12 protein-coding genes are annotated in these 10,860 nt (G+C 61.4%); all 12 read right to left on the bottom strand.

The features are described from left to right. Positions 1–9: 9 nt before the first annotated feature. Positions 10–747 (bottom strand): prepilin-type N-terminal cleavage/methylation domain-containing protein, encoded by a 738-nt coding sequence (locus FYJ85_RS16635; protein ID WP_154419561.1) that lies wholly within the window; start codon positions 745–747, stop codon positions 10–12. 139 nt (positions 748–886) lie between these two features. Next, positions 887–1,702 (bottom strand): AraC family transcriptional regulator, encoded by an 816-nt coding sequence (locus FYJ85_RS16630; protein ID WP_106055518.1) that lies wholly within the window; start codon positions 1,700–1,702, stop codon positions 887–889. Beyond that, a complete protein-coding gene (locus FYJ85_RS16625; RefSeq protein WP_154419560.1) occupies positions 1,699–2,535 on the bottom strand; it encodes a class I SAM-dependent methyltransferase in 837 nt (278 codons plus the stop codon). Before FYJ85_RS16625 ends, FYJ85_RS16630 begins: the two co-directional genes overlap by 4 nt. Beyond that, a complete protein-coding gene (gene nagA / locus FYJ85_RS16620; protein WP_177995762.1) occupies positions 2,532–3,725 on the bottom strand; it encodes an N-acetylglucosamine-6-phosphate deacetylase in 1,194 nt (397 codons plus the stop codon). Before nagA ends, FYJ85_RS16625 begins: the two co-directional genes overlap by 4 nt. Positions 3,726–3,822: 97 nt before the next feature. Then, on the bottom strand, positions 3,823–5,154 hold the full coding sequence (locus FYJ85_RS16615; protein WP_106055515.1) for an HlyD family type I secretion periplasmic adaptor subunit: 1,332 nt from the start codon (positions 5,152–5,154) through the stop codon (positions 3,823–3,825). Further along, complete coding sequence (locus FYJ85_RS16610; RefSeq protein WP_154419558.1) at positions 5,151–7,706, bottom strand: peptidase domain-containing ABC transporter; 2,556 nt, start codon at positions 7,704–7,706, stop codon at positions 5,151–5,153. The genes FYJ85_RS16615 and FYJ85_RS16610 overlap by 4 nt, the downstream gene beginning before the upstream one ends. A 48-nt stretch (positions 7,707–7,754) precedes the next feature. Next, positions 7,755–8,018, bottom strand: coding sequence for a PqqD family peptide modification chaperone (locus FYJ85_RS16605; protein ID WP_154419557.1), 264 nt, complete (start codon positions 8,016–8,018; stop codon positions 7,755–7,757). A gap of 19 nt (positions 8,019–8,037) precedes the next feature. Next, on the bottom strand, positions 8,038–8,373 hold the full coding sequence (locus FYJ85_RS16600; RefSeq protein ID WP_154419556.1) for an STAS domain-containing protein: 336 nt from the start codon (positions 8,371–8,373) through the stop codon (positions 8,038–8,040). Between the two features lie 6 nt (positions 8,374–8,379). Next, on the bottom strand, positions 8,380–8,799 hold the full coding sequence (locus FYJ85_RS16595; protein ID WP_177995763.1) for an ATP-binding protein: 420 nt from the start codon (positions 8,797–8,799) through the stop codon (positions 8,380–8,382). A 136-nt stretch (positions 8,800–8,935) separates the two neighbouring features. Further along, entirely contained in the window at positions 8,936–9,709 is a 774-nt protein-coding gene (locus FYJ85_RS16590; RefSeq protein ID WP_154419554.1) for a M55 family metallopeptidase, read from the bottom strand. After that, the gene (locus FYJ85_RS16585) at positions 9,706–10,317 is read right to left on the bottom strand and encodes a MarC family protein (protein ID WP_177995764.1); all 612 of its coding nucleotides are present in this window, start codon (positions 10,315–10,317) and stop codon (positions 9,706–9,708) included. The genes FYJ85_RS16590 and FYJ85_RS16585 overlap by 4 nt, the downstream gene beginning before the upstream one ends. Before the next feature lie 22 nt (positions 10,318–10,339). Then, the gene (purE, locus tag FYJ85_RS16580; protein WP_106055509.1) at positions 10,340–10,852 is read right to left on the bottom strand and encodes a 5-(carboxyamino)imidazole ribonucleotide mutase; all 513 of its coding nucleotides are present in this window, start codon (positions 10,850–10,852) and stop codon (positions 10,340–10,342) included. Positions 10,853–10,860: the final 8 nt, after the last annotated feature.

The raw sequence follows: 10,860 nt of genomic DNA, 5'->3' as shown, positions 1-10,860 counted from the left end.
TCCTCCGCATTACGGCGCGATGCACTGATCGGCCGACGTGACCACCACGGTATAACCGATTTCCCGCAGTTCCGCCCGGCCGTGAGACGCGACATGCCCATCCACACAGGCGAGGTTGGCCCGGCCGTTGTGGTTAAGCCCGGTTCCGCCGGTGGTAATGGCGAGCGTCGGAGCAAAAGCCCAGTTCCCGTATCCGGCATAACCGTTCGGAAACGAGCGGCGCGTGCAGGAGAGCAGGAGCGTACCGCCCGGCGCGCGCATTCTCCGCAGGGAATAGAAAATCGCGTCATGATCGTTCCCGCCGCCGCGCCACCACGGGCCGGCCGCATAATCCCCCTGCTCGGCAATCTTCACATCGTAATAGGTGGATTTCCCCTGATCGTACCGGAAAACTCCGATCGACGTCAGCGTGTTCAAATCGGAGCGCTGCGCGGAAGGACATTGAAACAGCTGCCAGTTGTTCAGATAGCCGTGCTTCACGTAAAAATCCCCGAACAGACAGTAATTCTGCGCAAGATCGTAAGCCGCAATCCAATCGGCACTGTCGCCGGCATACAGGAACATTCCGGAAATCACCTGTTTCTGGCGGGCGAGGCATTCACTCTGGCGCGCTCGTTCCCGCGCCTTGTTCAGCGCCGGCAGCAGCATCGCCGCCAGAATAGCGATGATTGCAATAACAACGAGAAGTTCGATCAATGTGAAGATGCGGCGGCTGATCTCCCTTTCCGGCAACATTCCCTGAACCATATCAGATCTCCCTTTCCATACCGTGTTTCCAAAGGCTATGAATATTATACCGAAAAAGCCCGGAAAAGACAAGAGCGGACAGCTGGAGATTGCAACAATAAAACAGGACAAAACAACACTCGGAAAGGCGCCTGCCGTTTTACTCGGAATCAAGTTCCTGATCGGCAACGATAAACAGATGTTTCCGGCTTTCCCCGCTGTCCGAATAACGCGAAGGATAGCGGCGGTAGGTCAGCGGCGTGACGCCGTGAATCTCCTTGAAGCGGCGGCAGAAGTAATCGGGGTCGTCGTAGCCGGCCAGCCGGGCGACCTGCGCAATCTGATAGTAACGGTTCATCAGGAGCTGCCGGGCGTGCTGCATGCGGATCTCCGCGAGACAGCGGGCCGGCGACATCGAAAACGTCTCCCGGAACAACCGGTTCAGGTAGGTCGCGCTCACCCCGGCGGCCCCGGCGAGTTCCCGGACCGAAACCGGCTCCCGGTAATGACCGTTCAGATAGCGAAGCGCCTGAACCAGCGCCGGATGCCAGGCGTGCAGCCTGACGGCGGAAGCCGCCAGCTGCCGGATACGCCGCCACAGCAATTCAAGCAGCAGATCCGCATCGGAGACCGCATTGCCGCCGAACAGTGTCGTGATGTCACCGAACCAGTGCCGGATCAGGCGGTCCTCCGCGGCATGGATCACCTGCGGAAACAGCTTCCGCTCCCGGCCGGAATCGTTGAATACGACGTACTGCGTATGCAGGTCGCCGGAATTTTCCAGCTGGGCGTGACGGGCCTCCGCCGGAATCAGGCAGATATCCCCCGCGCGACACGGATGCAGCTGCCCTTCGATGCTGTTCACGCAGCTGCCGCGCACCACATAAACCAGCTCCGTGCCGCAGTGCCGGTGCTCCGGCACCGGGTCCGGCTGCCGGTAGTAGCCGGCATAACTGAAACAGACGCTTCCGCTCATACCGTGTAACGGACCGAAACACCGGCCGGAAGTTCGCGCCCGGTCGACTCCGGAATCGTCATTTCAAACGATTCGAACCTGCCGCCCCGCCCGCACGCCTCCTCGAGCAGCCGCTCAAGCACCAGGCAGGAAAAGCCGGGCGAATGGCACGATAGGATGACCGTGAACGGCCTCCCCGGCTCGCGCAGCCGGTTGCAGACGCCGAGCAGCTTCGGCAGGTCGTCCTCGATCTTCCAGACCTGCCCGCTCGAGCCGCGTCCGAAGGTGGGCGGATCGAGCGCAATCAGATGGTAAGAGTTGCCGCGCCGCAGCTCGCGCTGCGTGAATTTGTTCACGTCATCCGCGATCCAGCGGATGGCGGGAGGGACCTGCGGATTGAATTTCAGGTTCTCCTGCCCCCACTCGATCATGCCGCGCGACGCATCGAGGTGGCAGACCGCGGCACCGGTCTCCGCCATCGCCATCGAACCGATGCCGGAGTAGCCGAACAGATTCAGCGCTCTCGCCCCCTCGCCGAGCCCCGAAGCCGCAGAACGGAAGAAATCCCAGTTCCGGTACTGCTCGGCGAAAAAGCCGAGATGCCCGAAGCCGGTCGGCTTGATCTTCAGCGTGAAACCGCCCCATTCGGCCGTCCACGATTCCGGCATTTTCCGGTTGAAGCTCCAGCGGCCGCCGCCTGAGCTGTCACGGGTGAACACGGCATCCGCCGCCTCCCACTCCCGGCGCGGCAGCGCCGGGCGCCAGAACGCATTCAGCGCCGGGCGGATCAGCCGGTATTCGCCGACCTGTTCGAGTTTCTGAAGATTTCCGCTGTCCAGAAGAGCGTATTTCATTTTTTCCTGTCCTCGGCACGATAGACGATCCGGCCGTTGCAGACGGTCAGAAGCGGCCGGTTGGTGTTACTCTCATATACCGCGAGATCGGCGCGCCGGTTCGGCAGCAGAAGACCGCGGTCCTTCAGCTGAAAGGCGTTGGCGGGATTGCTGGTGACCGCCGAGGCGGCCTGAAGCTCGGTCAGGTGGCCGCCGCTCATCAGCGAATGCCAGCCGGTGTCCAGCATCGTCGTGGTTCCGGCCAGAATCCCCTGATCGGTCTGCGAATAGCCGTCTTTGACCCGGATCATCGACGGCCCGATCCGGTATTCGCCGTTCGGCATGCCCGCCGCCATCGTGCAGTCGCTGATGCCGACCAGCTTCGACGACGTCTTGCAGCGGCAGGCCAGATCGACCATCCGCGGATGAATGTGCCTCCCGTCGATGATGAGCTCGACCGTGACCCGGTCATCCGTGAGCGCAATGCTCGACAGCCCCATCTCGCGCTGATGCAGCGGCGGCATACCGTTGAACAGATGCGTGCAGTACGACGCGCCCGCGTCGATCGCCCGGAGCGTCTGCACTTCATTCGCCACGCTGTGTCCCATCGACGGCTTCACACCGTATTCGAGCAGAAGCTCGACGAGCTTCTCCGCATTTTCGAGCTCGGGGGCGAAGGTCATGATCTTGACCAGCCCGTTGCCGGCCTCGATCAGTTCGCGCGCATACCCGAGGTCGATCGGGATGATCGACTCCTCCTCCTGCGCCCCGCGTTTGAACGGGTTGATGAACGGCCCTTCGATATTGATCCCGGCCGCATCCGCGCCGGGCAGCTCGCGCGCCATCTCTCCGGCGAGCCGCTGCAGATTCGAGAGCATCTGTTCGCGCGGCGCGGCCACCACGGTCGGGAAGAACGAGGTCACGCCGCGTTCCGCCAGAATCGTGCTCATCGACTCGATCGGTTTCGGCGAAAGATCGACCGAAGAAGCGTCGAACCCGCCGGCGCCGTGGATGTGAGTGTCGATGAATCCCGGCGTCAGGTAGGCGTTCATGAACTCGAACACCTCAAGTTCCGGCTCCATCTGGAAGGCGGAGAGCCCTCCGACAGCCAGAATCCGTTCGTTTTCGCAGAGCACCGCGCCGGTATCGATCCGGCGGTCCGGTGTAATCAGATAGTCGGCCAGATAGAGCCGGCGCGTCCTGTTTTTCATGTTCCTTCCCCAAATATCGGACCAGCCCGCAGGCTGCGCCCATGTAATCCGCGGATTCCGGAACCGCCGCGGCGCCGGAATCCGCCACTGCCCGGAATCAGGGCTCCCGCATCGATTCATCCAGCGACTTGATGAGCGGATGGATCAGATACTCGATGATCCGGCGGTCGCCCACCTTGATCTCGGCCTGGCACTCCATGCCCGGAATCAGCCGGAACTCCTTCGGAATGTTGCGAAGTTTGCCCGAAAGCGTAATGCGCGTCCGGTAGTAGGTGCGTGCATTGCCGGGTTCCCCCTGCTGCTTCTGAAACGAATCCTCCGAAATGGTCCGGACGACGCCGTCCAGCGTCCCGTATTTCTGGAACGGGAACGAATTCAGCTTCACGCGCACTTCGGAGCCGACATGCACTTTGCCGATATCCTGGGGCAGCACCTCCGCCTCGAGCTCGATTTCGCTGTCCAGCGGCACGAGCGTGATCAGCGCTTCCGCCTCGCGCACGGCCGACCCGACCGAAAAGTTCGCGATCTCATGGACCATCGCATTGCACGGCGCGCGCAGCGCGTCGTAGCTGAGCTGCGCCTGAATCTTGTCGAACTGTTTCTGCGTGCTGGTCCATTCGCGCTGGATTTTGACCAGCTCCGTCGAAATGTTGTTCCGCCACTCCTCGATGTACGAGTTCTTGCTGGCCAGCGCGGTCTGCTCCTGATGCTCCTGCTCGACGAGCGAATCGCGCAGCTTGTCGATCGAAGCCTCCAGCTCCATGGTCTGAATCTGGACCTGCAGCGTCTCCTTCAGCGAAGCGGCGTTCTTATCCTTGAGTTCGACATACATCTGCTCGATCAGCTTGAGCTTTTCAAGCTGGGCGGTCTGATTTTTCAGACTCTGCTTCAGGGAGTTCTGGGAGGCCTGAATCTGCTTGATGCTCTGGTCGTAGTAGCGGATCTTCTCCTCGAAGAACTTCTGGCGCTGGTCGAAAATCGCCTTCTGCCAGACCTGGTCCTCGTTCTGGAGATCGGCCGGCGTGTAGGGGAGATGCTTGAACTCCGCCAGCAGCCGCTCGACCTGGGCACCCAGCGTCGAAAGCTCGGCGGAGAGCCGCTCGGCCTCGGCGTTGTTCATGACCGGGTCGAACGTGAAAAGGACCTGGTCCTTCTTGACCACCTCGCCGACCTTCACGTCGATGCTCTTGATCACCGTTCTTTCGAGCGGCTTCATCACAATGTTCGGCGTATCGGTCACGAGCTTCCCTTCCGCGGAGACGACGACATCGACCTTGAAGAAACAGGCCCAGAGGATCGCGCCGGCCATGAAGAAAAAAGCGCTCCACACGCCGAGCCGCGCCCACCAGGGCAGCCGTTCGTGTTTGATTTCAAGCGCATCGGGCTGGAACTCGATCGCCTTTGCGCTCAATTTTTCCTTATCGCTCATTTGTTCAGATTCCTTTCCATCTGCTGCCGCCAGAAATCACGGTAGATGCCGTCGTGCGACAGAAGCTCACGGTGCGGCGCAAAGTCGGTCTTGACTCCCTTGTCCAGCACGAGGATCTTGTCCGCGCCGCTTACGATGCTGAGGCGGTGCGAGATGATGAGAACCGTGCGGCCCTTCGCAATCGCCGCGAGATTTTCCTGAATCACGTTTTCGCTCTCGGGGTCGAGCGCGCTGGTCGCCTCGTCGAAAATCAGGACGGACGGATTGGTCAGCAGCGCGCGGGCGATGGCCAGCCGCTGCTTCTGTCCGCCCGACAGATTCGATGCATTCTCTTCGAGCATCGTATCATAGCCTTTCGGCAGGTTCGAAACGAACTCGTGCGCCCCGGCCAGCCGCGCGGCATAGATGATCTCCTCAAGGCTCGCGTTGCGCTTGGTCAGGCAGATGTTGTCGCGGACCGTGCCGTTGAAGAAGTAGTTCTCCTGCAGCACCACGCCGATGCTTGAGCGCAGATGCGCCTTGTCGATCTCGCGCAGGTCGATGCCGTCGATCTTGATCAGGCCCGACTGGACCGGATAGAGTCCCTGCAGCAGCTTGGTCAGCGTGGTCTTGCCGGAACCGGAGCGCCCGACGATGCCGATGGTCGAACCGACCGGAACTTCAAGGTCGAGGTTCTTGATGACCTGCGGCGTGTCGGGCCGATACTGAAAGGTCACGTTCTCAAAGGAGATGTTTCCCTTCAACGGGTTGCGGACGCCGCCGCCGGCCGGCTCGACCGGAGTGTTCATGACGACGCCGAGCATGCGCACCGAAAGCGCGACCTGCTGGTACTCGTGAATCAGGCCGACCAGCCGGACCAGCGGCCCGGTCACCCGCCCCGACAGCATCTGGAACGCAATCAGGGCGCCGATGCTGATCTCATGCTTGAAGACGAGTATCGCGCCGAGCCAGATGACCGCGACGGTCATCAGCATTTCGAGCGCCTGGCTGATCGTGCGGGCGGTCATCGAAATCTTGCCGACCCGGAAATAGGATTTGATCGCGTAGGCGGTTGAATCGTTCCACGCCTTCTCCTCGACCGGCTCGATCGCCAGCGACTTGACCGTGCGGATGCCGTGGATCGACTCGACCAGCATGCTCTGGCGCTTGCCCTCCGCCTGGTAGAGTTCGTTCAGCCGGGTCTGGAACGGCTTGATCAGCGTCGCGATGACGAGCGCCATCATGACGGAGAAACCAAGCACAACCAGCGTCAGCTCCACGCTGTAAAGCAGCAGGAACGGAATGAAAACGACGAGGCTGAACAGCTCGAGCACCGTAAAGAACAGATTCCCGGAAAGGAAGCCGCGGATCTTCTCGGTCTGCTGCATATGCTTCAGCAGCACGCCGGACGGCACGCGCTCGAAAAACTCGATCGGCAGCCGCATGAGGTGCCGGAAGGTCTTCGTCGCCGTCGAAATATCGATCTTGTTGGTCGCGAAAAGCAGCAGATAGTTCCGCAGGTATTCGAGACATGCATTGAACAGGATCGCCGCGACGATGCCGATGCCGAGCACGTTCAGCGTCTGATACGTATTGTTGACCAGCACCTTGTCGACGACGATCTGGAAAAAGAGCGGCGTGATCAGCGCGATCGCGTTGATCATGAGCACGGCCATGGCGATCTGTCCGAAAAGTCCCCGCAGCTTCAGGAACTCCGGGATGAACCAGCGCAGCCCGAACGGCTGCTCTTCGTCGGCCAGCTTGTAGACCCGCTTCACAAGCAGCCCCTGCCCGGCCGAAACCGCCTCGAACGCCTCGCGCTTCGCAAATTCGAACTGCTGGCCCGGGTGTTCGGCCTGCCAGGCCGGATCAACCAGGACGACCTCATCGCCCTCCTCGGTCCGGCGCATGCCGCAGATCACATGGAACGAACCGTCCTTCTTGATGCCGAGCAGCGGGAACGCCTGCCCCATATGCTCGAGGTCATTCCAGCGCAGCTTGACCTTCTTCGCCTTCAGGCTGTGGTCCGAGGCGATTTCGATCAGCTGCCGCACGGAGACTTCCCCCTCGCCGATCGCATAATCGTGCAGAAGCCGCCGGATGTCCAGCGGAACATTGTGATGCCGTCCGATCGCGGTCAGTCCGAACAGCGCGCTGTTCTTGCGGTTGTCCACCGCCTGAAGCAGCCGGAAAATCAGAACCGGGCCGGCCAGTTTTTCGACGAACTGCGTCTTCGGCACACTGATCATAGGGCTGCCGCCCCGGACCAGCGGATCGAAGAGGGTCATCGAATCCTGCTTGACCTGCGCCAGATTCACGGCGCAGACCCAGTTCCTGTTCTGAAGCTGAACCAGGGCCGGACCCGCATAGGTGTCGGCCAGCTCCGTGACATTGTTGTGAGACTCCGGCTCGAGCTGGAGGCCCGCAGCCAGCTTCAGCAGCCCCTTGACCGGGTCTCCGTCGAGCTCCTTCTCGAGCTCGGGTGTGAGAAGCGCGTCGAAATTGATGTCGCGCTTTAAATTTGCAGCCAGGTTGCGTAAACACACAACCCCGCTGTTGACAGATGCATCCACTCAGTCATCCTTTCCCAAAGGTTCCAAGATGTGAAAACCGCGGCCGGATCACCGGCCGTCGTCGAGCAGAAGATACCCTTTGTTCTTCAGCTCCTGCAAAAATGCGGCCACCTCGTTTTCCGCCTCAGGCGGAAGCTCGGTATGCCTGGCAAGCTCCGCAAGCAGCCCGTCCGGTCCGATTCCGGCCTCGAGGCTCTTCCAGATGAATGCCGCAGTATGATTCAACCCGTAAGTATCGCCGGTATCGGGATTGAATAAAATCCCGGTGCCGTCGAATTCCTCACGAAACACAATATCCGTATTGATTTTCACGCTTTCCCCTTCCGTTTCCTCAATCCGACAATGCGTTCAGGCCGGAAACCCGGTCCGGCAGCAACATGAACAGCGCCGTGAACCCGCTGATGTCGAACACTTCCTTCACTTCCGGCGCGAGCGAACAGAGCGCCAGACGGCCGCCGGCCGCCCGGGACTGCTTGGCCAGCATCAGAAACACCCGCAGCCCGGCGCTGCTCACATACGCCACCTTCTCCAGATCCAGAAGGAGCCGGCCGCAGCCGTCGAGCCCGGAGGCGAGAGCCTGCTGCGCCTCCCCTGAGGTCGCGGAATCGAGTCTGCCCGAGAGCGCCGCGACCGTAACGCCGTCCTGCTCAGAAAACGAGATTTCCATTCCGGCCTAATTCCCCCTGTCAATATGAAGCGTCAAAACATTCCTGTCATTCTCGCGCCGGTATTCCATCGACCGGACCATCTTCCGGACCAGATAGACGCCGACTCCGCCGATGCGGCGGCCGTCCACATCCCCCTCCTCCGGTTCTTCCGGCACATTGAGCGGATTGAACGGTCGTCCGTCATCCCGCAGCGTCAGCGTGACGGCGCGCCCCCCGAAGGCGATCTCGATTTCAATGATCCGCTCTCCGGCCACATCGTATCCGTATTTGATGATGTTGCCGGCCATCTCCTCCAGCGCCAGGTCGAGCGCGTAAGCGGTCTTCCCGTCCAGCCGCCGGTATTCGTCCAGCTCCCGGATCTGCGCGGCGAGCGCCATCAGCTTTCCGATATCGTTCGGCAAACGAAACAAAAAGACCCGTTTCATCCAACCCTCCATCCGTCACAGGAAAAATCTACACCCGTTCCCCGGATTTGACAAGCCCCGGAACCGGCCTCCGTCCGGAAAAAACGCAATAAAGACTTCGACCTCGTCCCGCTCCGAAATCCGGGAAACCATAAGCTCACCCGATCAGAAGCCGTTCGACCGACATACCGCTCTTTTCATAGGTCCGCCCATCGATCCGGACGATCTCCGGCCCGCCCGGCGGCATCTGGCGTTCCACGAGCTCCCAGCGCAGCGTGGCCGGATAATTCAACCGGACCGGAGAAAATTCCGCAAGCCGCCGCAGCGCATCCGCCGCAGCGCAGCGGATTTTTTCCTGCGCTCTGGCGGGAGAGAGCATCCGCGCCCCCTGCGTCGAAAGTCCCTGCTTCACACAGCAGACCGCAACGCCGGGAATATGCTCCTGCGCCTCGCGGCAGCATTTGTCGTCCCCGGTGACCAGCACCACCGGAACGCCGTGCTCCGCCGCGATCGCCGCATCGATGCCGAGCTCGCCCACCTTCCGGCCGTTCAGCCACATGTTCTGGATCGTCGCACTTGAAAACGTGTGTTCCAGCACGGCGCCTTCGGTCCCGGCCATCGCATGATAACCGAGCAGAATCAGTGCGCCGGCGCCCTCGATGCCGGGAAAACGGACCTGCGGAGAAGCCCCCTGCACCAGCTCGGCGCGCGCGTCGATCATCTCGCAGTTGACATTGAATCCGGCGCCGTGCCCGTCGCGGACGACGACCTCCTCCGCCCCGGCCTCGAAACAACCCGCGATGCAGGCGTTGATGTCCCCGGCCATGCAGCGCGCGGCTACCGCCCGGAGCTCCGGGCGCTCTCCGCTGATGAAGCAGCCGGCCGGAATTCCGCTCACGCCTTCGAGATCGCAGAAAATGTAGACCTTCATGACCCGCCCTGCATGATATTCTTGATTCCTTCGAAAATGATCTGCGAGGCCAGCGCGGCCAGATAGAGCCCGGTCAGCTTGCTCAGGATATTCAATCCCTTGCGCTTCAATACCTTCTCAAGCGTATCCGAATAAAACAAAAGCAACCCCAGTGCGCCGACCGCGAAAATGATGCCGAGAATCTCGGTGATCTTCACCTCGGTTGACGGGGCGCCGGCCCCCATCAGCAGCAGCGTACCGACCGTGCCGGGGCCGACCGTGTACGGGATCGCCAGCGGAACCACCGCGATATCCCCGTCGTCGTTCGACTGGCGGCCGGCCGGGATCCCGGTTCCCCGCACAACCTCGATCCCGCTCAGCAGCAGCACGATGCCGGAGCCGATGCGGAACGCGTCCAGCGTAATGCCGAGATACCGGAAAATCGCCTCGCCGAACAGATAGAGGATCATGACGATGACCAGCACGGCGACCGTCGTGCGGACCGCCAGCTTCCGCCGCGTCATGTGCTCCTCGCCCCGCGTCAGCGTCACGTAGACGGAGAGCACGAAAAACGGCGTCAGCAGAAAAAAGATCTTGACGAAAACACCGATCACCATACTGACCGTCATCGCCCCGGCCTCCGGATATTCCTCAACGGCGGTTCAACTCTTCCTGAAGCTCGGCATCGGCCTTCAGGACCTGCGCAGTCTGTTTGCGGCGGAACTCCTTGAGCTTTTCCGCCAGCGCGGCGTCGCCAAGCGCGAGAATCGACACGGCGTAAAGCGCCGCATTCTTGCCGCCCGCCTTGCCGGCCGTCACCGCTGCGACCGGAATCCCGGGCGGCATCTGAACGATCGAAAACAGCGCGTCGAGCCCGTTGAACGGCTCCGACGCAATCGGGATGCCGATCACCGGCAGCGTCGTGTGCGCGGCGACGACGCCGCCGAGATGCGCGGCCATGCCGGCGGCGCAGATCACGACCTTGAAGCCGTTCTTCTCCGCATTCGCGGCAAACTCCATCGCTTCGACCGGGGTCCGGTGCGCCGACATCGCATGCGCTTCGTACGGAATCCCGAATTCGTCGAACACCTTGAACGCCCCCTCCACGACCGGGAGGTCGCTTTTGCTGCCCATCAGGACAGCGACAACCGGTTGATTCGCCATGCTTCCCC

The organism is Victivallis lenta (assembly GCF_009695545.1).
Lineage (GTDB): Bacteria > Verrucomicrobiota > Lentisphaeria > Victivallales > Victivallaceae > Victivallis > Victivallis lenta.
This window is presented reverse-complemented; position numbering and strand designations above follow the sequence as displayed.

Excerpts from the sequence above, each read along its gene's own strand:
- FYJ85_RS16635 (WP_154419561.1), bottom strand. The coding sequence starts at position 747 with ATGGTTCAGGGAATGTTGCCGGAAAGGGAGATCAGCCGCCGCATCTTC.
- FYJ85_RS16630 (WP_106055518.1), bottom strand. The coding sequence starts at position 1,702 with ATGAGCGGAAGCGTCTGTTTCAGTTATGCCGGCTACTACCGGCAGCCG.
- FYJ85_RS16625 (WP_154419560.1), bottom strand. The coding sequence starts at position 2,535 with ATGAAATACGCTCTTCTGGACAGCGGAAATCTTCAGAAACTCGAACAG.
- nagA (WP_177995762.1), bottom strand. The coding sequence starts at position 3,725 with ATGAAAAACAGGACGCGCCGGCTCTATCTGGCCGACTATCTGATTACA.
- FYJ85_RS16615 (WP_106055515.1), bottom strand. The coding sequence starts at position 5,154 with ATGAGCGATAAGGAAAAATTGAGCGCAAAGGCGATCGAGTTCCAGCCC.
- FYJ85_RS16600 (WP_154419556.1), bottom strand. The coding sequence starts at position 8,373 with ATGGAAATCTCGTTTTCTGAGCAGGACGGCGTTACGGTCGCGGCGCTC.
- FYJ85_RS16595 (WP_177995763.1), bottom strand. The coding sequence starts at position 8,799 with ATGAAACGGGTCTTTTTGTTTCGTTTGCCGAACGATATCGGAAAGCTG.
- FYJ85_RS16590 (WP_154419554.1), bottom strand. The coding sequence starts at position 9,709 with ATGAAGGTCTACATTTTCTGCGATCTCGAAGGCGTGAGCGGAATTCCG.
- FYJ85_RS16585 (WP_177995764.1), bottom strand. The coding sequence starts at position 10,317 with ATGACGGTCAGTATGGTGATCGGTGTTTTCGTCAAGATCTTTTTTCTG.
- purE (WP_106055509.1), bottom strand. The coding sequence starts at position 10,852 with ATGGCGAATCAACCGGTTGTCGCTGTCCTGATGGGCAGCAAAAGCGAC.